The following is a 26,913-nucleotide window of genomic DNA, read 5'->3' on the forward strand; positions in this document are numbered from 1 at the left end:
GGCCATTGGGGCCGTATGCCCGCCTACCGGCCCGGATATGCGAGGGCCTGCTGCCTCTGCTGCCCATGGGGCCCCCGTGCTCCGGACCCCGGCGCCACCGGATGCCTTGCCCCGAACCCTCAGCCTTCCCCTGGCCCCGGCCAAAGGCCCGGGAAGAGTACGGGCCTGGAGGGGCCCGGGAAGTCAGCCCCAGCCCAGTTCGTGGAGCCGTGCGTCCTCGATGCCGAAGTGGTGCGCCACCTCGTGGACCACCGTCACGGCCACCTCGTGGACCACGTCCTTTGGGGTCTCGCAGTAGCGCAGGGTCGGACCCATGTAGACCGTGATGCGGTCCGGGAGCACTCCGGCGTACCACTCGCCGCGTTCCGTGAGCGGGGTCCCTTCGTACAGGCCCAGTAGCTCGGGGTCGTCGGCGGGTGGCTCGTCCTCCACGAACACGGCCACGTTGTCCATGACCCGCGTCAGCTCCGGCGGGATCCGGTCCAGGGCTTCACTCACCAGTTCTTCGAACCTGTCGCGCGTCATCTCCAGCACAGGGCCATTGTCGGGGACGACCGTGCGAACAGGGGCGTGCCTCACCCGACCGAGGGCTGGCAGGGGTACGCGGAGGAGGCGGCGGGGGCGAGTCGGTTGGCGGGGGCGCGCAGCCATGACCCGCTCCCCACCCGGTCGCATGCCCTCGCCGCAGGACCTCTCTCTGCCCGGGTCTCGATTCGAACGCGGCGCGTGTCCTCTTGCGGGCGGCGGGAGTTGGTCAAGCTGACTTCTTTCCTTGCCCCCGGAGGTGGCCGCCGTGCGCCCCTTGTACGTACCCGTCCGTCTGGCCGTCGCGGTGCTGGCCCTCGCTGCTGCCGCTGGCTGTGTGAGCGTGGGTGAGGGCACGAGCCGGGTCAAGCCCTCGCACTCGGCGGAGCAGCGGGCCGCTGAGGTGCCCGACGGGGCTCCGGGCCCGGGGAGCGGCGGTGGTGGCCTCGGTTATGGCGGTCGGACCGAGGTCGAGGACGGCAAGCACGGGTACGGGGCCAAGGTGAAGTCGGAGCAGTCGGCCTCGGTGTCGGCCACGCCGTCCGGGACGGCCAGCGTTTCCGCCACCCCGGTGAAGCCGGTGCAGACCATCCAGCCCGTGGACCCGGCGCCGAGCAAGTCCCCGTCGACGTCCCCGGTCAGCTCCACGCCGCCCGCGTCCCCGGTATCCACGCCGCCCGCGCCCGTCTCGGAGCCGCCGTCGGCCGAGCCGTCCTCGTCGGCGCACGAGGAGCCGGGGCCGCAGCTGGTGCAGCGGGAGCCGGCGCCGGCCGCGGGGGTTCCGGTGTGACTCCTCGGGGTGACGCCGGTTCGGCGCTACGGAAAACCGAACTGGCGTCCGTGTGGGGGAGCCCTGTGGTGTGTGGTGGTCAGTACCGTGGCTCGGTGCAGTGGCAGGGCAAAGGGCCGTTTTGACCTGCGCCCATGAGGGGCTGAGAGGCTCGGTTTGCCTTCAGGGGTGATGGGTGCGTATGGTGGTAGATCGTTTGATCCCATTTGCCCGGCGCCACCGCAGAGCGCGCCGTGTGGCGCGTACTCTCCTTTGCCGTGGCGGACCGCATTGAGGCGGTCGTGAGCGAATCACGGAGTTGACGGGCGCGTGCCGACGAGACTCCGGAAGGTTTCGCATTCGCATGTCCGTGTCCAGTACTGACCAGATCGTCGTGTCCGAGAACGAGAACGAGAACGAACTCGTCGATGCGACGGCCGAGGTCATCGAGGCCCCCGAGGCCACTGACACCCCTCAGATCACCTTCGCCGACCTCGGTCTCCCCGAGGGCGTGGTGCGCAAGCTCGCGCAGAACGGCGTGACGTCCCCCTTCCCGATCCAGGCCGCGACCATTCCGGACGCCCTGGCCGGCAAGGACATCCTCGGCCGAGGCCGCACCGGCTCCGGCAAGACCCTCTCCTTCGGCCTGCCGACCCTGGCTCAGCTGGCCGGCGGCCGCACCGAGAAGAAGCGGCCCCGCGCCGTCATCCTCACCCCGACCCGTGAGCTGGCCATGCAGGTCGCTGACGCCCTTCAGCCGTACGGCGATGTTGTCGGCCTGAAGATGAAGGTCGTCTGTGGCGGTACGTCCATGGGCAACCAGATCTACGCCCTGGAGCGCGGTGTCGACATCCTCGTCGCCACCCCGGGCCGGCTGCGCGACATCATCAACCGTGGAGCCTGCTCCCTGGAGGACGTGCAGATCGCGGTCCTCGACGAGGCGGACCAGATGTCTGACCTGGGCTTCCTGCCCGAGGTCACCGAGTTGCTGGACCAGGTTCCGGCGGGCGGCCAGCGAATGCTGTTCTCCGCCACGATGGAGAACGAGATCCAGACCCTGGTCGATCGTTACCTGGACAACCCCGTCTCCCACGAGGTGGACGCGGCCCAGGGCGCGGTGACGACCATGTCGCACCACATCCTCATCGTGAAGCCCAAGGACAAGGCACCGGTCACCGCCGCGATCGCCTCCCGCAAGGGCCGCACGATCATCTTCGTCCGTACCCAGCTGGGCGCGGACCGCGTTGCCGAGCAGCTGCGCGAGGCCGGTGCCAAGGCGGACGCGCTGCACGGTGGCATGACGCAGGGCGCCCGTACCCGTACCCTGGCCGACTTCAAGGACGGTTACGTCAACGTCCTCGTCGCGACCGACGTCGCCGCACGCGGTATCCACGTCGACGGCATCGACCTGGTGCTCAACGTGGACCCGGCCGGTGACCACAAGGACTACCTGCACCGCGCGGGCCGTACCGCGCGGGCCGGCCGTACGGGCACGGTCGTCTCGCTGTCCCTGCCCCACCAGCGGCGCCAGATCTTCCGCCTGATGGAGGACGCCGGCGTCGACGCGGCCCGCCACATCATCCAGGGTGGTGCTGCTTTCGAGCCGGAGGTCGCCGAGATCACCGGCGCCCGTTCCATGACCGAGGTGCAGGCCGAGTCCGCGGCCAACTCCGCCCAGCAGGCCGAGCGCGAGGTCGCGCAGCTCACCAAGCAGCTGGAACGTGCCCAGCGCCGCGCCACCGAGCTGCGCGAGGAGTCCGACCGGCTCGTCGCCCGGGTCGCCCGCGAGCGTGGCGAGGACCCGGAGGCCGCCGTGGCCGAGGCCCAGGCGTCCGCCGCGCAGGCGCTGGCCGAGGCGTCCACCGCCCAGCAGCCTGCGGAGCGCGAGTCCGAGCGGGCGGAGCGTCAGACGGTCTCTGCGCCGTACGAGCGCAAGGAGCGGCGTGGCTTCGACCGCCGGGACGACCGGGGTGACCGGGGTGGCCGTGGTTTCGAGCGTCGGGATGACCGGCGTTCGTTCGACCGTGACCGTGGTTTCGAGCGTCGCGACGACCGGGGTGACCGGGGCGGCCGTGGCTTTGAGCGTCGCGACGACCGGGGTGACCGGGGCGGCCGTGGCTTTGAGCGCCGGGACGACCGGGGTGACCGGGGCGGCCGTGGCTTTGAGCGCCGGGACGACCGGGGTGACCGGGGTGGCCGTGGTTTCGAGCGTCGGGATGACCGGCGTTCGTTCGACCGTGACCGTGCCGGCCGTTCCTTCGACCGCCGCGACGAGCGTGGCGGCTTCCGCCGTGACGAGCGTGGTGGGCACCGGGGCAGTGACCGTCCGTTCAACCGCGACCGTCGTGACGACCGCCCGGGCTTCCGTTCCGGCGGCCACGACCGCCCGTACGGTCGCCGTGATGACCACCGCGGCGCCGGTTCCTTCGGCCGTCGCGAGGACAAGCCGCGCTGGAAGCGCAACGGCTGACACCGTGTCCGCGGCAACGGCCGGTAGGCGGTTGCCGCCGATCACGGGGTGACCTGGAAGGGCCCGTACGACTCCGCTCGTACGGGCCCTTCCGCGTAGGCGGCAGGGGCTTGCCCACCTCCACGGGCCACGCATGTCGCGCCCCCGGTGAGGGAATTGCTGGGGGCATGACAGATGCGAGATCAAGCGGGCTGTCGGACGAGGAACGGCTGGCCCAGCTCGGTTACACCCAGGCCCTCGCCCGTCGTATGTCGGCGTTCTCGAACTACGCCGTCTCCTTCACGATCATCTCGGTGCTTTCCGGCTGTCTCACCCTGTACCTCTTCGGCATGACCACCGGCGGTCCAGCGGTGATCACCTGGGGTTGGGTGGCGGTGGGCCTGATGACACTGTTCGTGGGCCTGTCGATGGCCGAGATCTGCTCCGCCTACCCGACCTCGGCCGGCCTGTACTTCTGGGCCCACCGTCTGGCACCCCCGCATTCGGCGGCGGCCTGGGCGTGGTTCACGGGCTGGTTCAACGTGCTGGGCCAGGTGGCGGTGACCGCGGGCATCGACTTCGGCGCGGCCTCCTTCCTGGGCGCGTACCTCAACTTGCAGTTCGGCTTCGAGGTGACTCCGGGCCGCACGGTGCTGCTGTTCGCGGCAATCCTCCTCCTGCACGGCCTGCTGAACACGTTCGGCGTCCGGATCGTCGCGTTCCTCAACGGCATGAGCGTGTGGTGGCACGTCCTCGGGGTCGCGGTGATCGTCGGCGCGCTGGCCCTCGTGCCCGACCGCCACCAGTCGGCGTCGTTCGTGTTCACGAAGTTCGTCAACGAGACCGGCTGGGGCAGCGGCCCGTACGTCGTCCTGCTCGGTCTGCTCATGGCCCAGTACACCTTCACCGGCTACGACGCTTCCGCCCACATGACGGAGGAGACCCATGACGCTGCCACGGCAGGCCCCAAAGGCATCGTCCGTTCGATCTGGACCTCCTGGATCGCCGGCTTCGTACTGCTCCTCGGTTTCACCTTCGCCATCCAGTCCTACGACAAGGAACTCGCGTCCCCCACGGGGGCCCCGCCCGCCCAGATCCTCCTGGATGCCCTCGGCGCCACGACCGGCAAACTCCTCCTCCTGGTGGTCATCGGCGCCCAGCTCTTCTGCGGCATGGCCTCGGTCACTGCCAACAGCCGCATGATCTACGCCTTTTCCCGCGACGGCGCACTGCCCTTCTCCCGCGTCTGGCACACGGTCAGCCCGCGCACCCGCACTCCGGTGGCGGCGGTCTGGCTGGCCGCGCTCGGCGCCCTGGCTCTGGGACTGCCCTACTTGATCAACACAACGGCCTACGCGGCGGTGACCTCGATCGCGGTCATCGGCCTCTACATCGCCTATGTCATCCCGACCTTCCTTCGGGTGCGCAAGGGTGCCGCCTTCGAACGCGGACCGTGGCACCTGGGTCGCTGGTCCGCACCGGTCGGCGTGGTCTCGATGCTGTGGGTCACCGTGATCACGGTCCTGTTCATGCTCCCGCAGGTCTCCCCGGTCACCTGGGAGACCTTCAACTACGCCCCGGTCGCCGTCCTCGTCGTCCTCGGATTCGCGGCGACCTGGTGGTTGGCTTCGGCCCGCCGTTGGTTCCTCGGTCGGGCTCCCACCCCCACCCCCAAGTCGGTCCATAAGTGACTGTTCCGTGCGATTTCGGTCTTCCGGTGGGGCCGTGTCGTCGATACCTGATCGGAGACACGGCCCAGTCCGGCTATGCTCGGACTGGCAACCACGCATGGGCCCTTAGCTCAATTGGCAGAGCAGTGGACTTTTAATCCATTGGTTGTGGGTTCGAGTCCCACAGGGCCTACGGATGTGGAGGAGGGGTTACCCCTTCTGACCTGCTACGCAGCGTCCGGGTCGGCTTCGGTCGGCTCGGGCGCTTCCTCGTTTTCGAGCCATTGCGTGAGCGATGCGTGAGCGGATGTGGGCGTGGTCTGCGGATTGGCTGCCGTTTGGGCGGACGGTTCGGCAGCCGCCTGACGTGCCCGAGGGATCAGCTTCGCTGCCTTCTCCGCGATTTCGCGGTCCAGCTCAGGGAGCAGGCTCGTGTACGTGTCCGAGGTCAGCGTGATGGTGGAGTGCCGCAGCGTCTCCTTCACCGCGTGGATGTCGCCGCCGCCTCCGTGCGTGAGCGTCGCGGCGACGTGGCGGAGGTCCCGGAGGGTGATGGGCGGCAGGTCAGTCGTGGCGAGGATGCGGCGGAAGGTTTCGGAGACCGTCTCGGGGTGGAGCCAGGAGCCGTCCTCTTTGGTGAACACCTTGCCGGTGTCCTGCCAGGCGGTGTCCCACTTGGCGCGCTCCTTCTCCTGGCGGGCTTTGTGCTCGCGCAGTTCGGAGACGGTCGTGCTGTCGAGCGCGATCGTGTTCGCGCTGCCGTCCGTCTTGGGCTCGGACTCGTAGGGGTCCCAGCCGTCCACCACGATCTCCTTGGCGGGCGTGATGAGGCCGGCGTCGAGGTCGATCTCGTGCCAATCCTGGCCGACCGCCTCGCCGCGACGGAGACCGCGGGTACCCATGAGGTGGAAGATCGCGTACAGGCGGTCGCCCTCGGCCGCGTCGAGAAAGGCTCCGAACTGCTGCGGGGTCCACACCATCACGGGGCCAGGGACCTCGCCCGTCTCGCGCCAGCGCCGGACTCGCTCATCGGTCCAGAGAAGCGGCTTCGGGCGCTTGCCGGATTCCAACTCGACGTGTGACGCGGGGTTGAATGTGATGAGCTGCTGGGCGATCGCGGAATTCAGGGCCGCGCGCAAGGTGCGGCGGATCGCCTGACGGGATGCCGGGCCGGTGATCTTCCGGAACGGCTTCATCTCCGCCAGCTTGGCCCGCTCGGCCGCCAGCAGCTTCCGCTCGGCTCCTACCGGGCGTCCGGGCTTGCTCGGCTTGCAGCGGGCGATCTGCTCGCGGCGGGCCTCGTTCTCGGCCGCGATGACCTCGTTGTCGTCGGCTATCCCGTCGAACATCTCCACCAAGTGGCCGACGTTGAGGCGGTCGAGGCGTACGTGGCCGATGCGCGGCTTCAGGTGGACGCGGATGTGGGAGGCGTAGCCGTTGAGCGTGGTCTTGCGGCGCTTCTTCGCTGCGAACCACTGGTCGAGCCACTCGCCGACGGTGAGGCTGCCACGGAGGGCCAGGCCCGCCCTGAGGCGGCGTCGGGTCTCCTCGATGGCGGGCAGCGGGGCCTTCTCTGCGGCGACCTCCTCCAGCAGGGCGACGAGGCGCTGGAGGCTGTCGGGGTCATCCTTGTCCGCCAGGGCGAGCAGAGCGCGGACGTGGTCGAGGTCGGCTTGAGCCGTCTTCAGGGACTCGTAGCCGGCGCGGTTGAAGGAGCGGCGGGTGCCGTCCTCGCGAGGCGGGAGTTCCTGGCGTATGGAGTACGAGCCGTGCTTGCGGCTGGAGAGCTTGGGGCACTTCTTGCCGAGCGGCTTGCCGGTGTGAGGGTCACGGCAGTAGCAGCGGCGGTGGGTGGAACCCTTCAAAGATCGTTTTCCTCGGTGGTGTCGGGGTCGGTTTCGGGTGGGTCGACGTCGGCGAGTTCCGGCGGCAGGGTCGGTGGCGTGCCGCCGTCTTCGCGGATGAAGGCACGGGCGCTGCGGAGCCGGTACTTGGCTTCCAACGCCCTCTCTGCGTAGTCGGCTTGGGCGAGTACGGCTTCTTCGCGTTCTGCCTGGTTGGGTGCTGTCTTGGCTTTCCAGCGCTCGTGCTTCTCGCCCTTCAGGGCGGCCAGGGCGGCGCGCTGGTGGCGGACGTGGGCGCGGAAGGAGCGGAGCATGTCGTCTTCCATGCCGAAGCCCTCGCTGTCGCCGGTGAACCAGCGCATGGCATCCCAGGTCGGCTCGGAGTACTGCAGGGGAAGGCGCTGGACTCGGTCGACGTAGCCGACGGGGTAGAGCAGGCAGATGGGGTAGGTCCGCAGGGCTTCGGCGAGGACGATGACGTCGACCAGGGGCAGGTTGACGCGGCGGCCGGACTCCATGTTGGCGATCACATTGCGGGGGATCGGGTGGCCGATCTCCTCGCAGCGGTCAGCTAGGTCCTGGGCGCTCATGCGCAGCTCCTTCCTCCGTCTGCGAACCTCGGCGGCCACTGTGGCCATCACTTGGTCCGCCCACTCCGGGACGTCGTCCTCGTCCCTTCCAGCATCCGAACGGCGTTGTGTCATGCAGACACATTAACTTGCCTACCGTTGATTCCATGGCCTGGAGACGAGCGCGATCGCCGTGTTCGCCGAGGGCTCAGTCATGGATGGAGCGCGTATGCGCGAGAACGAACCCGTCGGCCGGGTGAAGGGCATGAGCCGCGAGGAGCTGCTGGAGCTTCCCGCGGCCGTTGACCTGGAGACCGGCAATCGGGCGCTGGGGCTGGGGCGGAGCAAGGGGTACGAGCTGGCGAAGCGCGGCCAGTACCCGTGCAAGGTGCTGCGGCTGGGCAACGCCTACCGGGTGGTGACCGCAGATCTGCTGGCCCTGCTGGGGCTGGCCGCGTGAGAGCGGGGAGCCGTAGCAGAAGGTTCTGCGCTGAGCTGACACAGAAATGCTGGACTGTTGCCAGGCGTGGACGTACGGTCCGTGTTCCCTCGCGATGGCCTGGCGCTCGCGAGCAAGGGGTGGGCCCCCGGCGGTGCAACGCCGGAGGCCCGAGCAACCCCGAACGGCCCTGGAAGAACCGACCCGGCGGCAAGGGCGTGCGAGCCCGCCACCGCCAGACGAGGAGCTGCCGAGTGCAACCCGAGAACCCCGAGTCCTATTCCGCCCCCGCACAGGCCATCTGGCCCGCAGCGGCTATCCCCGGCCGACCCGGCGCCCACCTGCGCGCCGCGCAGGCTGAAGACGCCGATGCGGACGCGAGCGACGGTGCGCGCGCCTGCGGCGCTGACGCAGCGGACACTCCGAGTGGTCTGGAAGCGATACCCGATGTGGAGCCGACCCTCGGCTCGGAGCTGCTGGACGAACTGCGCGGGCGGATCGCCCAGTTCGTGATCCCGCCCTCGCCCGAAGCCCTGGACGCGATCACCTTGTGGGTAGTGGCGACGCATCTGCAGGCGGCGTGGCAGCACGCGCCGCGTCTGGCGGTGGTGGGGCCGGCGAAGCGGTGCGGCAAGTCGCGGCTGCTGGACGTGCTGACCGAGACGGTCCACGAACCGATGCTCACCATCAACACCACACCGGCTGCGATCTTCCGGTCGATCACCGAGGAGGAGCCGCCGACGCTGCTGGTGGACGAGGCCGACACCATCTTCGGCCCGAAGGTGGCGGAGAAGAACGAGGAGACGCGTGGCCTGCTCAACGCCGGTCACCAGCGGGGCCGGTATGTGACCCGGGTCGTCGGCAACGATCACACCCCGCACAAGTTCGCCACCTTCGCCATGGCGGCCATCGCGGGAATCGGCGATCTGCCGGACACGGTCATGGACCGGTCGGTGGTGATCCGGATGCGGCGCAGGGCTGAGGGCGAGAAGGTCAAGCCCTTCCGGTCGCGGCGCGACATCCCGGCCCTGCATGATCTGCGCGACCGTATCCACGCGTGGGCCCGGCCACTGCTGGAGGAGGCCGCGGACCTGGAGCCGGAGATGCCGGTCGAGGACCGTGCCGCCGACACGTGGGAGCCCCTGGTCATCGTCGCCGACCTGGCCGGCGGGCACTGGCCCCGGCTGGCGCGGCTGGCGTGCGCGCGGATGGTCGCCGCCGAAGTGGCGGCCGAGGAGGACCACCCGAGCGGGGCGCGGATCCTCGCCGACATCCGCCGGGTCTTCTACGCCCAGCGCGAGGCGGACAGCCTGTCCACCGAGGAACTCCTCCACCATCTGCGCCAGGACGCGGAGGCTCCGTGGGCGGAGTGGGGGCGGGGCGGGCTGACCGCCCGTGAATTGGGCAGGCTGCTGCGCGATTTCGGGATCAAGCCCGGCAACGTTCGGATGGCCGACCGGACACAGCGCAAGGGCTACATGCGCAACAAGTTCCTGGACGCCTGGCGCCGGTACTGCCCCACCGTCCATCCCGTCGACGCCGACCCCGCTCGCGGCGAGGGCTGAGCCCCGCCCCCTGGTTGCCGTACCTGCCGTCCCTGCCGTGATCTCGCAGGTCACACGGCCTACAGGCAAGACGGCAACCGGGGCCAAGACGGGAACGCCATCATCAGTCGCACCCCTCCCGCCAAGATGCCGCCCTTATCCGTCTTGTGCCGTCCGCCGCCGTCCTGCCGTATCGCCGCAGGTCACAGCCCTGCCCGCCGGGACGGAAGACGCGACGCCACCGTCCCGGCCCGGGGGCACGGCCAGACCGGCACCAGGTTCGGCTGGATGTCCCGCGCGTGTTCCGACTCGGAATGCAACGTCGGCAGTACCTGCCGGGACGGAGGGCCGAGGCGGTTGCCGTACCCGCTGTGACCTGCGCCTGCAACGGCCAAGACGGCAAAGACGCACCACACCACTACCCCAGGAGTGCCCCGCTTGAGGATCCCTCGCATGTCCCGTCGCCGACACCGCCCGCCGCGCGGAGACCGGCCCGGTCAGGAGCAGCCGGCGAAGACGAAGCTCACCGCGGAGCAGTACGTGCTCCGCGCGGCCGGCGTCGTCATCGTGGCCCTTACCGCCGGTGCGTTCTGGCTCTCCTACGCCCACTTGGCCGAGGTCGCCGCCCAGCACGGACTCCGCGATTCGCCGACCCGCCGATGGGCGTGGCCCGCGACGCTGGACGCGTTCATCGTCGCGGGCGAGCTGCTCATGCTTCGTGCGGGCCTGCGCCAGGTCACCGACCTGTGGGCCATCGGCGTGACGGCCATCGGATCGGTCGGCTCCATCGGGCTCAACGTGGCCGGGGTGACCGGTACGCGCGAAGTCGGCAGTGTCCCGTTGCTCGACTACGTGGTCGCCGCGGTTCCCCCGGCCGCCGCGATGGTGGCCTTCGGCGTGCTGATGCGGCAGATCCACGAGCACGTCGTGCAGCCTGACGCCGACCATCCGGCCCCCGATTCAGCGCAGGCGCCGGAACCACCGGCCACCACATCCGTCCAGCCCACTGAGCCGTTGACCACCACGGTCGGTCAGTCCGGCGAGGCTTTCCCGGTCACGCGAGTCGGGCCTGCCGATCTGCTGGTTGAACCCGGCCCGGCCGCTGAGCCCTCGGCCGCCGTATCCGTCCCGTCAACGGAATCGTCCGCCTCCGCTGCCGCAGGCAAGTCGCGCGGTGGCCGTCCGCCCGGCGCCCCGCTTGAGGTACTCGTGGAGATCGGCCGGGCTGCTGCCGCTGCGCAGGGCAAGCTCACCCGGGCCGTGGTCCGAACGGCGGTTGAGGACAAAGGGCTGACGGTCGGCAGTGAGCGGCTGACCGAGGTGATGGACATCCTCCGGGCCGAACTCGAACCCTCCGCCGAGACCCATCGGCCCAGCGGCTGAACGGAACCGCTGCCGGGTGACCGGAACCCTTCCGGTCACCCGGCCCGCCGGTCACCGCCCTCACGTAACGCGCGATCGTCCACACCTGTGGATGAGGTGGTAACCGTCCGAACTCCATCCGATCTTCGCGGTGATCCGCATGCCCTCCCCACCCCTCTCCGGAGAACCGTCCATGAAGCACGACCTGTTCCACCCCGAGAACGCCCCCGCCGAGCCGAGGACGCTGACGAAGTCCCTTACGCTGGTGGACCGTTGGCGCCGCGCGTTCGGGCGGGCTGCCCCAGGCGGAGCCAGTAGTACCCCGAGTCCGACTCCAGGCCGGTCTTCGGGGGTCTCCGCCCCGGGGGTGGCGGAGGAGGCCCAGCGTCAGGGGGCGCCAGGCCGGGACGTCGGGGCCGTGGGCGGCCCCGACGAGGACCCGCTCCACACCGTCCAGCGCGAGATTCTGCGCTCCGTACGCGCTGCCGACACCGCCGAGAGCGTCGGCGGTGAGCCTGTCGTGAAGAGCGTCCAGCCCGCGATCCGTCGCTTCACCGGCACCAAGCGCGTCGTGCGCGTCGGCCCCTTGCGCTTCACCGGTGACGAGCACCCCCGCCTCCAGGAGGCCGCCGCCGAGCACGGCTACAAGGGCGACTCCGGCTTCGCCGCCGACATCGTCCTCGCCTTCCTCACCGGCCACTTCACCGCCAACCTGCCCTTGTCCGAGGACCGCCGACGCACGCATATCTTCCGCGCCCAGGTGCTGCGTCAGCTCAACCGGATCGGCGTGAACGTCAACCAGATCGCCCGCGCCCTCAACAGCGACCACACCCCACCCGACATCCGCCGGCACCTCGACGACCTCCACAACCTGCTGGAGCTGATCGCCGAAGCCCTGCGCCGACCCGCCGACCCGGAGACGGAGGCACCTGCGTGATCGCCGCCATCAAACGGGCCGGGTCCAACACCCGCGGTCTGCTCGCCTACCTCTACGGCCCCGGCGACCACGACGAGCACCTCGACCCGCACATCGTGGCCGGGTTCGCGATGCTCGGCATGCCCGACCCAGGCCGCGACGAGAACGCCACCCTCACCGAACTCGCCCGCTACCTCGACGAACCCGTGCGGCTGCGCAACGCCGAGTTCGGTAAGCCGGTCACCGACCACGTCTGGCACTGCCCCGTGCGTGCTGCCCCCGAGGACCGCTACCTCTCCGATACGGAGTGGGGCGAGATCGCCCAGCGCATCGTCCAGGCCGCCGGCATCGCCCCCGCTGGTGACGACCTGGCCTGCCGCTGGATCGCCGTACGCCACGCTGACGACCACATCCACATCCTCGCCACCACCGTCCGCGAAGACGGACGTCGCCCCAAACTCCACGACAGCGGCCTGCGCGTCGGCGACGCCTGCCGCGCGATCGAAAAGGGCTACGGGCTGCGCCGCCTGAAGAAGGGCGACCGCACCGGCACCCGCCGCCCCACCCAAGCCGAGATGCACAAGGCACAACGCCTCGGCTGGGACCAGACCAGCCCCGAGTGGCTCCAGGACCGCATCCGCGCTGCCATCCCGCACGTGAGCAACGCGGAGGAATTCATCGCCTACCTGCAAGCTGAGGGCGTCGAGGTCCAGGCCCGACGCGGCCCATCAGGAGATCTCCTCGGCTACGCCGCCGGCCGCTCGGGCGACGTCAACGAGGCCGGCGAGCAGATCTTCCATCCCGGAGGCAAGATCGCCCCCGACCTCTCCCTGCCCAAAATCAAGGCTCGCCTCGAATCCAGCCGCCCCGAAGAACACCCCACCGCCCGCCGCAGCCGCCCCAGCACCCCCTGGCAGCAGGCCACCGAGGCCCTCGACACCCTCCACATCGACCTCGCCGACGACAGCCACGCCCAGGCGCACGTCACCGCCCTCGGTGAACTGATTGAAGCCACTGCTCAGAAGGCCCCGGATCACCTGCGCGCCGAACTCCAGGCCGCCTCCAAGGCGTTCGCCCGAGCCCAGCGTTCCCAGGTCCGGGCGGAAGACCGTGTCGCCCACGCCCTGCGCAGCGCGGCACGCGACATCGTCCACACCGCCACCGGCCCCGACGGCAGCGCCGTGGCCGCCCTGGTCGCAGCCCTCGTCTGGGCCACCATCGTCGCCAGGCGCTGGCACGAAGCGAAGAACCACGCCCACCAAGCTGACGCAGCCCGCCAGGCTGCCCAGCACCTCCAGGTGGCCGCCGACCTGGCCCTCGCCCCGACGCTCGCCGAACTCACAGCCCGGCCCCCCAGGGATCAAGCACGCCGCGTTCTGGCCAGCGACGTGCGAGCAGCCGTCCCCGACTACGCCGAGCGGATCCTCGCCGACCCGGCCTGGCCCGCGCTCGCCACTGTCCTCGCCGATGCCGAAGCCCGCGGTCACAAACCCCACCAACTCCTCAAGGAAGCCGCTGCCCAGCGCGAACTGACAACCGCCCGCCAACCAGCCCGCGTCCTCATCACCCGCATCCAGCACACCGGCCGAAACCCGGCACCCAACCGCCGCGCTGAAGCCGCCCGCCTTGGCTCGACGAGGGCAGGCTCGATCCCCACCCAGCAGAGCCGCCGCCCCCAACCTGCAGCGGCGACACCCACCGAACAGCGGCCCGGACGGCGCCGGTAGCCATGGGTGCTTCGGCTGCTACCTGGGTTGTGGTCCCGCTCGCATACCCCCTTCAGGCTTCAGGTCGAGAGCAGGTAGCGGGCCTCGCGCACGGGCCGTCCGCGCTGTTTGCCCACGGTGTCGCCTCTGGACCGTGTCCGGCTGTCGAGGCGTCGGCCTGCGGTGCGTTCAGTGTGCTGGTACGCCGTCGTGTAGGTAGAGGGGGCGTTCCGCTGCGAGGGCGGCCATCGCCGCTGTGAAGCGGCGCTGGATGCGTTCGCCGAGCCGGGCGCGGGCTTCTTCCGGCTCGACGAACGCGACCTCGGCAAGCTCTTCGTCCCGGGGGTGTAGCTGGTCGGCCTGGTCCTGGGGCAGCGTGCCGCCGTCAAAAACGAACGCGATCTGGTCATCCCATGGACCGTGCGGGGCGACCCAGTCCACCACCAGTAGCCCGCACACCGTGATCTTCAACCCCAGCTCTTCGAGAAGCTCGCGGCCTACCGTCTCCTCCGGCGGTTCGTTCGCCTCCGCCATGCCGCCCGGCAGGTCCCAGTCCGGTTTGTAGGTGGGGTTCACCAGGAGTACGCGCCCGGCCGGATCACGCAAGAGGACGTCAGCCGCCACGCGTTTGCGGGCCTGCTTGGCGTTGCCTTCGGCCAGATAGGCGTTCCAGGCTTCTGTGTCGCCGGGGTCGGGTGCGGTGGGACTCATACGGGTTTGCCTCCTGGTGACGGCGGGATCAGATCGGCCAGGAGAAGCATTCTGGCCCTGCGCGCATCGTCGAAGCGCACCAGGTACTCACGCACCGGCCGATGCGCCTTGTGCTGCTCCAGCAGGCGGCGCAACTCATCGAGCTGCTGGACGACCCGGACAGACCCCAGGGTCGGGCTCGTACTCAACAGCGCGTGTGCGGCGTGCACCGCGGCGTCCAACTCCCTGCGCCGCACTTGGATGTCCACAAGACTGATCTGGCTCAGCGCCAGCGACCGCGCCCGCCCGGTCTCCCGCAGCGCGATGGCCTGTTCGGCATGCTGCAGGGCGTCGTCGAGCCGTTCCAGGTCGCGGAGGATCAGCGCGGACTCGCTCGCCAGGGCGGCAGCGTCGAACGGACTCAGCCACGGGTGCTCAGCATCCGCGGCGCCCTCCAGATCCCGCTGTGCCGCTTCGAGCGCATGGGCGGCCGGGGCGTGCTGCTCGGCCGCGGCCAGGGCGCGGGCCCGCATCGTGTGCAACCGCGCGGTCAGCGACGGAATCCGCGGCCCCTGCGCCGCGAGGTCAAGCCCGGTGCGCGCCCACCCCACGGCCGCCACCGGATCACCGGTCTGAAGCGCGAGGTGGCTGCTGCTCGCGGCGATATTGGCGGCCAGGGGGAGGTCACCGGAGGTACGGGACAGGGGCAGAGCCCGCGCGAAGTGCAGCCCGGCAAGGTCATCCTGTCCGGAGTCGTGGGCCATCCAGCCGGCCATCTCCGTCAAGGCCGCCGCCGCAGCGAACACCTGCGGCCCGCTCGCCGTGTCGACGAGCCGGGGTGCCACCCGGTCCGACAGATGCCGCACCACGGCCCCGTACAGACGGCCGCCGCCGGTCTGCCGGTCCGCGTTGCGGAAGTGATCCACGGCGGCGAGATCGTCGCCGTCCGGTGGCGGATGGTCCGTTCGCTGGTGCTGTACGGCAGCGGCTGGCTCCCATGCCCGGCGGGCCAGACCCAGTAAGTGGCCGGGGATGTGGAAGGCGTCGGCGATCTGCTCGAACAGGGTCAGCTTCTCTACCCGGCTCTTGCCGTTCATGTAGTCGTAGAGCCGCCCCTGTGTGATGTCGACCGCCGCGGCGAGCCGCCGCGTACTCACACCCCGGCTGTTGAGCATGCGGAAAACCGAGCCCATGTCCCGCTCGGCCAGCGCTCGCAGCAGACGGTCGTCCCCGAGCAGGCCGGAAATGATCACCCGCGGATCCGGTGACTGATGGCTCATCTACGGCTCCCCCGAGTAGCGGTGACTCGATGCTATGTCCAACGACCGTGCGCTGACTCCGTGTTGGAGTCACCTCGTGGAGTCTCCCCACCTGGCTCGGTCGTCGTTGACTGGCTGCCGGCCACGAGGGATGCATCCGTGAAAGTTCCTCCGTCGGCTGTCCCGCCCGCAGGTTTCTTCCCCGAGGCATGCGAGCGGGGCTCCCCCCTCCGCCCCGACCAAGGCGTTGACGATGACCCAATCAGGAACCAAGCAGGAAAGAGCCGAGGCCACCGCCGTCCCCGATCTGTCATCCGCCGTGCTTGAGGCAACGGGCACGACGACCCTGCCAGAGCGGCAGTTCGCCGCTACCTCCTGGCTCCTCGGTGCCGCGGACGATCGGGATACGGCGCGTCGTCAGTGGGACGAGCAGGGGATCGCGCTCTTGTGCTGCGGCGGCATACTCTCCGCCGTACGGATCCCCGCTCGCATCGTGTGGGCCGCGGCCAAGTCGGATGAGCTCGGGAAGGTCGACGCCTTCCTCGCGCGGTGGTTCGACGGCGGCGCCGCGTTCATGGACCTCCACGCCCAGCGGTATTACGCCCTGGTGCCCGGCACGGCCGGATGGCGGTTGAGAGAGCGCGACTTCCCCGGCGTGAGCTACCTGGGCCGTGACAACTTCCTTGGCGTCCCTGCGAGTCGGATCACCGAACCGAAGGGGCGCGGGTACTGGTGCCTGCCGATGCAGTCACCCGGGGACCTCTGTTACCTGGATGAGGTGGAGTCGCTCGTCCTCACCGGGCGAGCGGCCTTGGGCGAGAGAGGCGGCCGGTGAGCGCGGAGACGCTGCGGGGCGTGCCGCAACTCCCCGGCCAGCGTCCGATACCGAGCGGGGAGCGGACGGCCACCGCTGTAGGCCCGATGCCGTGGCTCACGGCCACGGGGCGCCTGGAGCAGGTCCTTACGGCGTGGAGCCGAGGGCAGCTTGCGGAGGTCGCCGTGAGCCTCGGCTTCACTGTCCTGCTACCTCCGCCGCCCCGGTGCCACCCGGAGACGGTGAACGCCCGGGGCTGGCTCGTTCCGCCGGCGCATGAGACGACCGGCGTGCCGCTCCGCACTGAGGTGACACCCGGAGGTGCGCTGCTGGAGCCGTATCTCGTGGCCGTCCAGGCCGCCGAGGACGCGGAGGCCGAAAGTGGGGAGTAACGACGGCGCAAGGCTGGACGTGCGGATGGTCCGGGAGACATACACCGGGATTCTCTATGCTGCCGGCCTGCCAGAGGCCACAGAACTCGGCAACTCCCTCGGCCGGTTGAGAGGACACATTCTGCTCCTCGTGCCAGAGGTCATGGCCCTCGCGGCACGCATGCGGGGGATGACACGGTGCACGGCCGTTCACTGCCTCGTCTGGGCGTATCAGCTCATGGAGGAGGAAGACGACAACCCCGCAGCGCCGGAGATCCGTCTACAGGACCTCGCGATCGTCGCCCGCGCCCTCCTCGCCCTGTACGAGCACCCGGGCCCGCTCGGCAGTCCGTACCGGGCAGGGGAGATCGAGGCGACCGTGAGGCGGCGTATGTGCGGCATGTGCATGCAGTCGATCGAGGAAGGCGAGCCGTTCGAGCGGGCGGTGTTCATGAGCGAGGCAAGCGGCGGCATCCGCGGCTACCGCCACACCGGCGCCTGCGCCGTCCTCACCGAGGTAGTGCGGGCACAACTGCGGGCTGTGCCCTAACCCCCACAGAACCCCCTGGGTCAGCCCGTGCTGTCCCCAGGGTGGTGGCTCCGGGAGTTCCGTCACGCCCGCCCGAAGCCACCTGCACCACGCGAAGGGAGGACTGCCCTGTGGAAGCGCATTGGGTCATCGGTGACTGCTGGCTCGGGTGCGGGCGCACCGACCTACCGGTCCATCTGGCTCGGACCGTTGCAGTGGGACGGACAGCACGCACCGGTCTACGCGTGCGAGGACGACCTCAACCGCCTCAAGGCGCAGGCACTCGCCCACTTCATGCAGCGGCAGCCGGCCATCGCCTGACGGACGCCCCCGCGGGACTCCGGCAAGACGCCGTGGGGGAAAACGGTCCCCACCCCGAGGGGGCCAACCCCTGTCGCCTGCTGCCAGAACGGCGGGCGGTACGACCCCGGCCGGGGCTGCCTCGTTGCTCCACCCGCCCCGGCCGGGATCCATCACTTCGACACCGAGGAGAGGCATGTTCGTTCACTCTGACCGTCTGCCGACGGGCACGGCGGTCCCGCAGGGAACCATCACCCCGCCACCGTGGGGAGTCGGCCGTATGGAGCCGTATCCCACGATGGCCCCCGGGTACACCACGGTCCGACTGGACCCGGACACCCAGACCGCCCAATTCTTCGACGCGAGTGGTCAGGTCATGGAGATGCCCGGCCACGGAACCAGCACTGGCACCAGCCCCTCCACCGGGACCAGCCCTGACGGCAACGGCACGACTCAGGACAGCGACACCGGGAGCGACAGCGACCAGTGACTGACACACGTCCGGTGTTGGTCGTCACCAGCCTGCACGACCCCACCGCCGACGTGGTGATTCGCGAGCTGCACGGCCGGGACATCCCGGTCGTGCGGCTCGACTCGGGGGACTTCCCCGCATCACTGTCGGTGGAGGCAGAGATCACCCCGCACGGGATCGAGGGCCACCTCCTCACTCCCTCCCGCACCGCGAACCTGGCCAACGTCCGCGCCATGTACTACCGCCGGCCGACCGGGTTCGCCTTCCCACACCTCAGAGAGCAGGACGCTCGGTTCGCCATCACGCAGGCCCGGTACGGGCTCGGCGGGGTGCTGGCCGCCCTGCCCGGCTGCCTTTACGTCAACCACCCGCACCGCATCGGGGATGCGGAGTTCAAACCGTCCGGGCTCGCCGCGGCGGTAGAGGCCGGCTTCCTGGTGCCGCCCACGTTGATCACCTCCAGCCCGGACGCGGCACGGGCCTTCATCAAGCGACAGGGCTCGGTCATCTACAAGCCGCTGCACAACCCGGTGTACCGGGTGGGCGGGGTGTCGAACGTCGTCAAGGTCGCTGAGGTGTCCGCCGCGGACATCGATGACGGGGTGGCGGGCACGGCGCACCTGTTCCAGAAGCGCGTCGCCAAGACCGCGGACGTGCGGGTGACCGTCATCGGCACCCGGGTGTTCTGCGTTCGCATCGACTCCGACCTGTTGGACTGGCGCACCGACTACGACCGGCTTGCCTACACGCCCGTGGAGCCGCCGCCGGGCATTGCTTCGGCGCTGCGCCACTACATGGACCACTTCGGGCTTGTCTTCGGGGCTTTCGACTTCTGCGTAGGCGAGGACGGGCAATGGTGGTTCCTGGAGTGCAACCCCTCCGGTCAGTGGTACTGGCTGGAACCTGAAACGGGTCTGCCCATGTGCGCAGCCCTGGCCGACCTCTTGGAGAGGAAGACCGCGACGTGACCGACGACAAGGGCCTCCGCCTCGCGCTCGCCGAGCGCCTGGCCGACAGTGGCCACCTGCACTCCGCCCCATGGCGGGCAGCCGTCGAAGCCGTGCCCCGGCACGAGTTCCTGCGCGGTGGCTACTTCGAACGGGCCGACAGCCCCGGAACCACCGCGTGGCGGCCGGTCCTCCCCGAAGACCCCGGATGGCTGGGCGGCTGCTACCAAGACACCTCCCTCGTCACCCAGATCGCCGGGACCATCGCCCCCCGGGACATCCGCGGCGAGATCCTGCGCGAGCCCACATCATCGAGCACCCTGCCCGGCCTCGTCGTCCGGATGCTCGAAGACCTCCAGGTCGAGGACGGCAACCGCGTATTGGAGATCGGCACGGGCACCGGATACTCCACCGGCCTGCTCTGTCATCGACTCGGCGAAGACCTCGTGACGTCCATGGAAGTGGACCCGGAGGTCTCCACCCGTGCCCGCGCCGCGCTCGGGCACGCCGGGTACGCGCCGTTTCTGATCACAGGCGACGGGCTCGCCGGACACCCCGACAGCGCCCCCTACGACCGGCTGATTGCGACGTGCGGCGTCACCGAGCTCCCGTATACGTGGGTGGAGCAGACCCGGCCCGGCGGCATCATCCTGGCCACCCTGTCCGGCTGGCTCTACTCCTCCGAACTCGCCCGGCTCACCGTGGGCGAAGATGGCACCGCACGAGGCCGACTCCTCGGCGGGCAAGTCTCCTTCATGATCGCCCGCCCCCAGCTCCCGCCCCCGCTGGGCCTCCTGCCGGACATCGACGACGGTGAGGAACGCACCACTGGGCTTGCCGCGGACGCCTTGGACGACTGGAACACGCGCTTCGTCGCCCAACTCGCCGCCCCCCACGCGCAACGACTCACCCTCAACCGGGACGGCCGAACCGAACACCTCCTGATCGACGTGGACGCCGGCGCCTGGGCCGCCGCTGTTCAGGACGGCGAGACCTGGACCGTCCGCCAGGGCGGACCCGCTCGCCTATGGGACGACATCGAGGAGACCGTCACCCGATGGCGTGCCGACGGCGCCCCGGGCCTGGACCACTTCGAGGTCACCGTCACCCCCGACGGGCAGACCGTGGCCTGGTCTAAGGTCTGACGGCAACGAGCACCAGGAGGCGCGGACGATGCCGGAAGAGGAGCCCCTGCACGAGTGGGCCGCCCGACGCGACCGGCGCCGGGCTGCGGAACGGGAGATGACCGGCACCCGCCGCGCCGTCCCCCTCGCCGACGGAGCCCGCGCCTCCCACGTCGCCCCCAACGCCCCGCGCGCCCTGATGGAGTGGGACGGACAGACATGGGTGACAGTCGGCGTGGCACCGAACGCGGATGCCGCCAGGGAGTTCCTCGGCCACGTTCCCGAGCCTGCCCCCGAGAGCGGGCCGGACATCCAGCCTGCTCCGCCTGGTCTCGGCCCCGGCCGAGGGCGTCACCGGAAGCACTGACCGACCCCTACCAAATGCGCCTGTCCGCGATGCCCGGGACGGGCGCCGCTCTGGAATCTGTCCTGACCTGGTGGTTCCGGACACCCAAGAAGCGTCCGGAACCACCCACCAAGCTTTGGCCAGGACGCGTTCGCCGCCAACGACGTCGCCCGCAACCTGCACCTCACCCGCCGAGACCCCCTGTTCGCCTGCCTCGGCCTGGCCCGCCAGGGCGCCATCCACGGCACGGCACAGGGTCGCACTGGCACTCGCCGGGCCTTCGAGCAGGCCCAGGACGCCATGCTGCGAGCCGACCCCGCCGACTACCGGCCGGTGTGGATGCTCGCCTTCTACGACCAGGCCGAGCTGGACTCCCTGGCTCTGTCGGCACACTTGGCGCTCGGCGACTACTCGACCGCCGAGTACCACGCCCACCGCTGCCTGTCCGCCCTCCGGCCCCACATGATCCGCTCCCGTGCCATCACCACCACCCGGCTCGCCCACGCCCAGCTCGCCCAGGGCGCCCCCGACGCCGCCACGGCCACCGCGATGAAGGTCCCCGCCGAAGCCGCCACCCAGCACGCTCGGGTCACGCGCATGCTGCAGGAGTTCGGGGCCGCACTGCGCGCCACCGCGCCGGGCAGCTCCACCGTGCAGACCTGGACCGAGCACACCGTCACCTGGAGGATGGCCGCATGACCACGGCGCCCGCCATCGAACTGCGCACCTTCACCACTCTCGACACCGTCCGCGGCGACCTCCTCGACGTGTACGCCGACGTACGCGCCCCACTCCTCCACCTGCCGAACTACGCGGTCACCGCGTTCGGCGAACGCCTGGACCGACACGGCACCGAGCCGGGGTTCACGGCCGTCCTCGCGTACGCGGACGGGTATCCGGTCGGCTACGCCTACGGCAACACCATCGAGCACGGCGACCGCTACTGGCAGCGCACCAGCCCGACGCCGGCGGAGAAGTACACCGCGCATCCGGCCGTGGCTTTGAAGGAGATCGGCGTCCGGCCAACCTGGCGGAAGACAGGCACCGCTCGCCGCATCCACGACGCCCTCCTCGCCACACGCCACGAGTCCTTCGTCACGCTCATGGTCAACCCGGCTGCTGGAGACGGAAAGGTCCACGCGCTCTACAAGTCGTGGGGGTACAAGGACATCGGCCAGAGTCAGCCGTCACCGGCCTCGCCGGTGCTCGCCGTGATGATCCGTACCATTCGCTGAACAGCCCCCGAGGACGTGCCCCACAACGTGGTGTAGGGGATTCGCATCCCCTGTCAGCACCCGGCGCTATCGTTGAAGCACTCAGCTCAAGGGGCACCGTTCGTGATGCCGTCACGCAGTGAAGGGGGAAAGGCTCATGAGTCCTAGGCCAGGGGGTGAGGCTGACAAATTTGGTAACCGCTATGAAGGCGCCTGGACGATTCGACACGTTCTCTACGTGCTTCTTGGTACGGGTCATTCTGTAACGGTCGAGGACATCGATGAGCTGGGCCTGGGAGCCGAGTTCACCTATCGCCACGGCGACACCGTAGAAGTCCATCAGTTGAAGCGGCAGAACGGCAGCGCAAACACCTGGACGGTCAAATCTCTCCAAGACAAAGGGATTTGGGAGAACGTTCGCTCGCACGTCGAGGATGGACGTCAGTTCCGCTTCGTTTCCCTATTGCCTGCCAGTCCCCTTCAAGAGCTTGGCGATCGCGCAAGGCGCTCAGGAAACCATGATGATTTCATCAAGCATTGGCTAACGAAAGGGCTCAGGGACCCATTCGACGACCTTTCATCTTCCGAAATCTTTGAATCTTCGGAGACAGCATGGAAAATCTTGCGAGGCTTTTCGATCTCATGGCCAGATGAGCAAGACATTGTGAGCATGAACGGAGCATTGGCACAACTCCTTTTGGAAGGTGCAGCCGGAAGTCTAGCGGCAGTTGGTCTAGGGGACTTGATTCAGAATTCCCTTGGTGTCACGCTTGATGCCCCGGCAATTGATTCTCGCCTGGGCACTTATGGACTGAGTCGGGCCCGACTGCTTAACGCGAGTGGGATTGCTGAACAGGTTAGCTCGGTTTCTAAGGGGTGGGCATCGAATATTGAGCGAGAGCTCCTTCAACCGACTATTGATCGCTCCGAGGCCGACCAGCTAGTAGGGCTAATCAATGGGTCGAATAAACTTCTTCTATTGATGGGGCATGGCGGCGGCGGAAAGAGTGCCGCGCTTCATCACGTCTACGAATCTCTTGACGCGGATTCGGTGCCACTTCTAGCTTTCCGGCTGGATCGTCTCGAGCCCTTCTCCTCTACGACTGAGCTAGGGGAAAGGATTGGCGTAGGTGTTTCTCCTGTCACGGCACTTGCTGCAGTTGCTGGAGAGCGCTCCAGTGTTCTCATCGTGGACCAGTTGGACGCCGTTAGTCTGACATCAGGGAGAATGCCGAGGAACTTTGATGCCGTTGCGAGTTTGGTGCGCGAAGCGTCAGCATTTCCTGCAATGACGGTCGTTCTCGCTTGTCGGAAATTTGATGTCGAGAACGACTACCGGATCCGCGAACTTGCAGATGCCAAGAATTGCGCGCATGTCGAGGTCGGGGAGCTTTCCGACGCGCAAGTCACAGAGTCGGTTCGTGCAATGGGATTGAATGCGAACGCGCTAGCTGACCACCAAAAGACGCTACTGCGCTCTCCGCTGAACCTTGTTCTGTTGAAGAGTATCGCCGGCGACGAAGACGCCATGGCATTTCAAACCACGAAAAATCTCTTCGACGCCTTCTGGCAACGCAAGCTGACCGACTGTCGCCAGAGGCGTGATTCAGTTCGCTTTAACAAGGTTATCTCGACTCTTGCTGAGGCCATCAGTGCGAGGCAGCGGCTCTCTGTCCCGATTACTGCTCTTGATGCCGATGATCTGGCTGATGATGCGGGAGTCCTTGTCTCGGAGCATGTTCTCGTTCGCGATGGTCAGCAGATCGCGTTCTTCCATGAGAGCTTCTTCGACTACGCCTTTGCTCGTGGCTGGATCGAGCGCGATGAGTCACTCGTATCGTTCCTGTTGGGAGGAGAGCAAGAACTCTTCCGGCGGGCGCAAGTTCGTCAAGTTATGAACCATCTTCGAGAACTCGAGCCAGACCGCTTCGCTGCCGAGACGGAGGCCCTACTTACGAGCCCCGACATCAGGTACCACATCAAAGATGTGGTCCTTAAACTTCTTGGATCTCTGTCTGACCCAACATCCCGTGAATGGGAGATGGTGACCAACGTCCAAGAGACACACCCAGCCTTCGAGGCACGACTGTGGCGAATCCTCCAGACAGCACCGTGGTTTGAGCGTCTCGATGCGGAGGGTGTCATCGAAGAGTGGCTTGACGGGGAAGACGAAACAGAGCAGGGACGAGCCATCGAAGTGATGGCAGGGGCTGCGAAATCAAGCCCTGATCGTCTTGCTGAGATCCTTCAGAGGTACAAGGCTGTAGCCGAATACCCGCAGTGGCTACGATGGGTAACTCGGTTCTCTGATATCCATCAGAGTCGCCCTCTATTTGATTTGCTCCTCGACGCCGTGAGGAGCGGGCAATATGTGGGAATGGAGGATGAAGTCTGGCTTTCTGCTCATGATCTCGGTAAGCAGCGGCCCGATTGGATGGTCGAACTGTTGGCCGCACACCTCGTGGACCGGCCTAGTGCCATGGCCGTAGATGACAATGGGAAGATCGAGACCCTACTTGACCGAGATTACTCGGTAATCCAACTAACGCAACTCGCGGCAGCGGGAGCACCAGAGCTTTTCTGTGAACGTCTCATCCCGTACATGTTGGGAGTAATGGCTAAGACAGCCTACGAGCACGATGACAGCCGCCCTCATAGGGATCGGCATTTCTCCCACCGCCACCCACGAACCAACATTCGTGAACTTGAAGATGCACTTCTAGCAGGGGCTGCTACAGCGCTTCGCGGGATCGTTGAAAGGGACGCCGCATCGGCTCGTCCAGTCCTCGAAAGCCTCGCGTTTGATCCTCACGACACAGCGCAGTGGCTCCTCTATGAGGCATTGCGGGCGGCAGGTAGTCACTACGCAGATTGGGCAGCCGAGCTTCTACTTCAGGGGACCCACCGGTTTATTAGTGGCTACTATGCGGCAAATGCTGTGTGGAAAACGCGGGAACTCATCCAGGGCACGAGTCAGTTCATGCCTGATGAGGCATTCGCCAGTATTGAAGCTGCGATTCTCGAAGTTCGTTTTCCATGGGAGTCCAAGCCTACGGGCTGGTACCCGTTTAATCTGCTTTCAGCGATGCAAGAAGATCGGCTATCTGAGCTAGGGCGCCGTCGACTCGGCGAACTACGCAGGAAGTTTGATTCCGATCAGCCGGCAGAGCCTCAGGGCGTAACGGGAGGCGCGATCGGCGCTCCCATTAATCAGGCTGCCGCCGGACGCATGAACGATGAACAGTGGCTGGGTGCCATAGCAAAACATAACTCAGAGAGAACCGACTGGCGGACTCACACCGGTGGCGCTTACGAGCAATCACATGTCCTACAGGAGCAAACGAAGAGCGATCCTGAGAGATTCTCTCGGCTAGCTCTTCGATTTGATGAAAGCGTCCATGCTGCTTACGGTGATGCAATCCTCATGGGACTAGGCAACGCCGATGCCCTTGCTGACCCTGCGCCGGTGTTTGAAGCCGTCCGACACATCGCTTCCCTCGGACACGAGGCAAACAATCGGTGGCTGGGATCTGCCATCCGAAAGTATCTCAAGACAGTTCCTCAAGATATCGTTCAGCTTATTATTGACCGCGCGACCGGTGCTAGTGACCCAGTTGATGGCAGCTTGACTGTCCAAACCGCCAATCAAGAGCACACTCAGGGACGAGACCTGTATACGTCGGGGATTAATTCTTCGCGAGGAAGTGCGGCAGAGATTCTGGGTGACCTTCTTATCTACGACGCGGATGGCTCTCGAACAGCGTTGGTTCTCCCAGTGCTCGATGCAATGGCCGAGGATCCTGCTGTCACCGTACGCTCTTGTGTCGCGCATGTGATTCATGCCTCTATGCGTCACGCTCGTCCTCAGGCGTTGCAAGCATTCGCTCGCCTCATTAATGCAGACGATGAACTTCTGGCTACACATGCTGTAGTGCGGCTTATGGCTCACATTGGCTTTGAGGACCTTGACGTAGTGAAGCCTGTGATTGAACGCATGCTTCAATCGGAGAGATACGAGACGCGACAGTGTGGCGGGCAATTGGCTGCTCTGGCTGCGATGCATTGGAGCTTGGTAGAGCTGTTGGACTCGGTGCTCTCAGGCGAAGACGTAGCCAGCCGTATTGGAGCTGCCGGGGCTTGTGCTCACGGGCTGTCTAATGCGACCGATACCGCCGTTGCTCAGCGAGCCTTCGAGCAATTTATCGATGACCCTGAAGACAAAGTACGCGGTGCTATTGCTGAATTTGCATCGGTAGTTCGCGGTCAACGCCTACGTCCCCTGAAGGTCTCTCTCAAAGCACTAATTCATTCTGCCTCTTTCGAGGAGGCTCTACCGCAACTGCTAATTACTCTTGAGCACGCCCCTGACCGCGTCGACGACTTGGCGTTGGAGTGCGGTCGTCGATTCGTTGAGATCCATGGAGAGGGCTCGGAAGACATTCGGAATCGCGCAGCAGCAGACGCACGGCATGTTGGTGAGCTACTAGTTCGGGCGTACGCGCAAGCTACATCGACTACAAGCCGCGGGCAGGTTCTTGATTTACTGGATCAACTTCTGCTTATCGGGGCCTTTGGTGTGGCGGACTTGGTAGAAAAGTCTGAGCGATAGTAGTGAACGGGCGTGATTCCCACACCATTGGCGATCAGCAGAGCGCCGGGCCGGTCCTGCGCTCTCGGCAACGGGTGAAACGAGGGCCACGTACGGCGGATGAAAAGTGAGCCGGATTAGGTGGCTCGCTGCGCGCTTCTGACCAGCGGAAACAGTACTGCGTGGCAGCGTCGAGCACCCCGCGGCATGGATCCAATCCCACTCCTAAAGCGGGTGTCGCAGGGATCGAATCCTGCCGTCGCTACACTCAGCGCCCGGTGGAGAAGGCCGCTCGAAGGGGGAGCGGCGGATATACGCGAATCCTGTGAGGCAGCAGGAGCGAACGCTCTGGTCAGCGGCATGTTCTGCGTGAGCGATGCGTGAGCGGACGGTGTGGCACAACCCGCCGCGCGGCGGATCGGCACTCACGGCGCACATGCTCTGACCAGGCGGTTCCGGACACCGA

Annotated in this window: 23 protein-coding genes, 1 tRNA gene and 1 pseudogene; 20 read left to right on the forward strand and 5 right to left on the reverse strand. The window is 67.5% G+C overall.

What is annotated here, in order from left to right; translation table 11 throughout:
* Nucleotides 1-183: 183 nt before the first annotated feature.
* A complete protein-coding gene (locus LK06_RS17105; RefSeq protein ID WP_039650339.1) occupies nucleotides 184-534 on the reverse strand; it encodes a metallopeptidase family protein in 351 nt (116 codons plus the stop codon).
* Nucleotides 535-793: 259 nt separating this feature from the next.
* On the opposite strand from LK06_RS17105, the gene LK06_RS33235 reads away from it, so the two are divergent.
* From LK06_RS33235 to LK06_RS17125, 4 genes are all read left to right on the forward strand, one after another.
* Nucleotides 794-1,315, forward strand: coding sequence for a hypothetical protein (locus LK06_RS33235; RefSeq protein ID WP_039650415.1), 522 nt, complete (start codon nucleotides 794-796; stop codon nucleotides 1,313-1,315).
* A gap of 343 nt (nucleotides 1,316-1,658) precedes the next feature.
* Nucleotides 1,659-3,764, forward strand: a complete 2,106-nt coding sequence (locus LK06_RS17115) for a DEAD/DEAH box helicase (protein ID WP_043434150.1) — start codon at nucleotides 1,659-1,661, stop codon at nucleotides 3,762-3,764.
* 167 nt (nucleotides 3,765-3,931) lie between these two features.
* On the forward strand, nucleotides 3,932-5,434 hold the full coding sequence (locus tag LK06_RS17120; protein WP_039650335.1) for an amino acid permease: 1,503 nt from the start codon (nucleotides 3,932-3,934) through the stop codon (nucleotides 5,432-5,434).
* A gap of 99 nt (nucleotides 5,435-5,533) precedes the next feature.
* Nucleotides 5,534-5,606 (forward strand) — tRNA-Lys (locus tag LK06_RS17125).
* 34 nt (nucleotides 5,607-5,640) lie between these two features.
* On the opposite strand, the gene LK06_RS17130 is transcribed toward LK06_RS17125, so the two are convergent.
* The gene (locus tag LK06_RS17130) at nucleotides 5,641-7,278 is read right to left on the reverse strand and encodes a site-specific integrase (protein WP_043434152.1); all 1,638 of its coding nucleotides are present in this window, start codon (nucleotides 7,276-7,278) and stop codon (nucleotides 5,641-5,643) included.
* Nucleotides 7,275-7,961, reverse strand: a complete 687-nt coding sequence (locus tag LK06_RS17135; RefSeq protein WP_043434154.1) for a helix-turn-helix domain-containing protein — start codon at nucleotides 7,959-7,961, stop codon at nucleotides 7,275-7,277. The genes LK06_RS17130 and LK06_RS17135 overlap by 4 nt, the downstream gene beginning before the upstream one ends.
* Before the next feature lie 94 nt (nucleotides 7,962-8,055).
* Here LK06_RS17135 and LK06_RS17140 point away from each other — a divergent pair, with 94 nt between their 5' ends.
* The 5 genes from LK06_RS17140 to LK06_RS17160 all read left to right on the forward strand — a co-directional run bounded on the left by LK06_RS17140 (nucleotide 8,056) and on the right by LK06_RS17160 (nucleotide 13,814).
* The gene (locus tag LK06_RS17140; protein ID WP_043434156.1) at nucleotides 8,056-8,286 is read left to right on the forward strand and encodes a hypothetical protein; all 231 of its coding nucleotides are present in this window, start codon (nucleotides 8,056-8,058) and stop codon (nucleotides 8,284-8,286) included.
* A 233-nt stretch (nucleotides 8,287-8,519) separates the two neighbouring features.
* Nucleotides 8,520-9,830, forward strand: a complete 1,311-nt coding sequence (locus tag LK06_RS17145) for a DUF3631 domain-containing protein (RefSeq protein ID WP_043434158.1) — start codon at nucleotides 8,520-8,522, stop codon at nucleotides 9,828-9,830.
* A 432-nt stretch (nucleotides 9,831-10,262) separates the two neighbouring features.
* Nucleotides 10,263-11,192, forward strand: a complete 930-nt coding sequence (locus tag LK06_RS17150) for a DUF2637 domain-containing protein (RefSeq protein WP_052318966.1) — start codon at nucleotides 10,263-10,265, stop codon at nucleotides 11,190-11,192.
* A 172-nt stretch (nucleotides 11,193-11,364) separates the two neighbouring features.
* Nucleotides 11,365-12,108 carry a MobC family plasmid mobilization relaxosome protein gene (locus LK06_RS17155; RefSeq protein ID WP_234367429.1) on the forward strand — a complete coding sequence of 248 codons (744 nt, stop codon included), beginning with the start codon at nucleotides 11,365-11,367 and terminating at the stop codon, nucleotides 12,106-12,108.
* The gene (locus LK06_RS17160; RefSeq protein ID WP_043434161.1) at nucleotides 12,105-13,814 is read left to right on the forward strand and encodes a relaxase/mobilization nuclease domain-containing protein; all 1,710 of its coding nucleotides are present in this window, start codon (nucleotides 12,105-12,107) and stop codon (nucleotides 13,812-13,814) included. The genes LK06_RS17155 and LK06_RS17160 overlap by 4 nt, the downstream gene beginning before the upstream one ends.
* Before the next feature lie 168 nt (nucleotides 13,815-13,982).
* On the opposite strand, the gene LK06_RS17165 is transcribed toward LK06_RS17160, so the two are convergent.
* Nucleotides 13,983-14,504, reverse strand: coding sequence for an NUDIX domain-containing protein (locus tag LK06_RS17165; RefSeq protein WP_043434164.1), 522 nt, complete (start codon nucleotides 14,502-14,504; stop codon nucleotides 13,983-13,985).
* Nucleotides 14,501-15,763 (reverse strand): helix-turn-helix domain-containing protein, encoded by a 1,263-nt coding sequence (locus LK06_RS17170; RefSeq protein WP_052318967.1) that lies wholly within the window; start codon nucleotides 15,761-15,763, stop codon nucleotides 14,501-14,503. Before LK06_RS17170 ends, LK06_RS17165 begins: the two co-directional genes overlap by 4 nt.
* 232 nt (nucleotides 15,764-15,995) lie before the next feature.
* Between LK06_RS17170 and LK06_RS17175 the strand changes: the two genes are divergently transcribed.
* The 11 genes and pseudogenes from LK06_RS17175 (at nucleotide 15,996) to LK06_RS17225 (ending at nucleotide 26,468) form a co-directional block, all read left to right on the forward strand.
* Entirely contained in the window at nucleotides 15,996-16,577 is a 582-nt protein-coding gene (locus LK06_RS17175; RefSeq protein ID WP_052318968.1) for a hypothetical protein, read from the forward strand.
* A complete protein-coding gene (locus tag LK06_RS17180) occupies nucleotides 16,574-16,948 on the forward strand; it encodes a hypothetical protein (protein ID WP_086083376.1) in 375 nt (124 codons plus the stop codon). The genes LK06_RS17175 and LK06_RS17180 overlap by 4 nt, the downstream gene beginning before the upstream one ends.
* Nucleotides 16,938-17,477 (forward strand): DUF6415 family natural product biosynthesis protein, encoded by a 540-nt coding sequence (locus LK06_RS17185; RefSeq protein ID WP_043434169.1) that lies wholly within the window; start codon nucleotides 16,938-16,940, stop codon nucleotides 17,475-17,477. Before LK06_RS17180 ends, LK06_RS17185 begins: the two co-directional genes overlap by 11 nt.
* Before the next feature lie 132 nt (nucleotides 17,478-17,609).
* On the forward strand, nucleotides 17,610-17,777 hold the full coding sequence (locus LK06_RS17190) for a hypothetical protein (protein ID WP_234367430.1): 168 nt from the start codon (nucleotides 17,610-17,612) through the stop codon (nucleotides 17,775-17,777).
* Between the two features lie 175 nt (nucleotides 17,778-17,952).
* Nucleotides 17,953-18,246 (forward strand): putative ATP-grasp-modified RiPP, encoded by a 294-nt coding sequence (gene tgmA / locus LK06_RS17195; protein ID WP_043434170.1) that lies wholly within the window; start codon nucleotides 17,953-17,955, stop codon nucleotides 18,244-18,246.
* On the forward strand, nucleotides 18,243-19,196 hold the full coding sequence (tgmB, locus tag LK06_RS17200) for an ATP-grasp ribosomal peptide maturase (protein ID WP_086083378.1): 954 nt from the start codon (nucleotides 18,243-18,245) through the stop codon (nucleotides 19,194-19,196). The genes tgmA and tgmB overlap by 4 nt, the downstream gene beginning before the upstream one ends.
* Nucleotides 19,193-20,320, forward strand: a complete 1,128-nt coding sequence (tgmC, locus tag LK06_RS17205; protein ID WP_043434172.1) for an ATP-grasp peptide maturase system methyltransferase — start codon at nucleotides 19,193-19,195, stop codon at nucleotides 20,318-20,320. The genes tgmB and tgmC overlap by 4 nt, the downstream gene beginning before the upstream one ends.
* A 28-nt stretch (nucleotides 20,321-20,348) precedes the next feature.
* Nucleotides 20,349-20,666, forward strand: a complete 318-nt coding sequence (locus tag LK06_RS17210; RefSeq protein WP_043434175.1) for a DUF6087 family protein — start codon at nucleotides 20,349-20,351, stop codon at nucleotides 20,664-20,666.
* Nucleotides 20,667-20,789: 123 nt separating this feature from the next.
* Nucleotides 20,790-21,344, forward strand: a pseudogene (locus tag LK06_RS34885) (NsdA family TPR-like regulatory protein); the annotation flags it as partial.
* Entirely contained in the window at nucleotides 21,341-21,880 is a 540-nt protein-coding gene (locus LK06_RS17220) for a GNAT family N-acetyltransferase (RefSeq protein ID WP_174673886.1), read from the forward strand. The pseudogene LK06_RS34885 and the gene LK06_RS17220, both read left to right, overlap by 4 nt.
* A 217-nt stretch (nucleotides 21,881-22,097) precedes the next feature.
* Nucleotides 22,098-26,468, forward strand: coding sequence for an NACHT domain-containing protein (locus tag LK06_RS17225; RefSeq protein WP_234367432.1), 4,371 nt, complete (start codon nucleotides 22,098-22,100; stop codon nucleotides 26,466-26,468).
* Nucleotides 26,469-26,913 lie beyond the last annotated feature (445 nt).

Origin of the sequence: Streptomyces pluripotens (assembly GCF_000802245.2) — a bacterium.
Classification (GTDB): Bacteria; Actinomycetota; Actinomycetes; order Streptomycetales; family Streptomycetaceae; genus Streptomyces; species Streptomyces pluripotens.

Bases quoted from the DNA above. Each gene is read 5' to 3' on its own strand.
- LK06_RS17115 (WP_043434150.1), top strand. From the start codon at position 1,659: ATGTCCGTGTCCAGTACTGACCAGATCGTCGTGTCCGAGAACGAGAAC.
- LK06_RS17120 (WP_039650335.1), top strand. From the start codon at position 3,932: ATGACAGATGCGAGATCAAGCGGGCTGTCGGACGAGGAACGGCTGGCC.
- LK06_RS17135 (WP_043434154.1), bottom strand. From the start codon at position 7,961: ATGACACAACGCCGTTCGGATGCTGGAAGGGACGAGGACGACGTCCCG.
- LK06_RS17140 (WP_043434156.1), top strand. From the start codon at position 8,056: ATGCGCGAGAACGAACCCGTCGGCCGGGTGAAGGGCATGAGCCGCGAG.
- LK06_RS17150 (WP_052318966.1), top strand. From the start codon at position 10,263: ATGTCCCGTCGCCGACACCGCCCGCCGCGCGGAGACCGGCCCGGTCAG.
- LK06_RS17155 (WP_234367429.1), top strand. From the start codon at position 11,365: ATGAAGCACGACCTGTTCCACCCCGAGAACGCCCCCGCCGAGCCGAGG.
- LK06_RS17165 (WP_043434164.1), bottom strand. From the start codon at position 14,504: ATGAGTCCCACCGCACCCGACCCCGGCGACACAGAAGCCTGGAACGCC.
- LK06_RS17170 (WP_052318967.1), bottom strand. From the start codon at position 15,763: ATGAGCCATCAGTCACCGGATCCGCGGGTGATCATTTCCGGCCTGCTC.
- LK06_RS17175 (WP_052318968.1), top strand. From the start codon at position 15,996: ATGACCCAATCAGGAACCAAGCAGGAAAGAGCCGAGGCCACCGCCGTC.
- tgmA (WP_043434170.1), top strand. From the start codon at position 17,953: ATGTTCGTTCACTCTGACCGTCTGCCGACGGGCACGGCGGTCCCGCAG.
- LK06_RS17210 (WP_043434175.1), top strand. From the start codon at position 20,349: ATGCCGGAAGAGGAGCCCCTGCACGAGTGGGCCGCCCGACGCGACCGG.
- LK06_RS17220 (WP_174673886.1), top strand. From the start codon at position 21,341: ATGACCACGGCGCCCGCCATCGAACTGCGCACCTTCACCACTCTCGAC.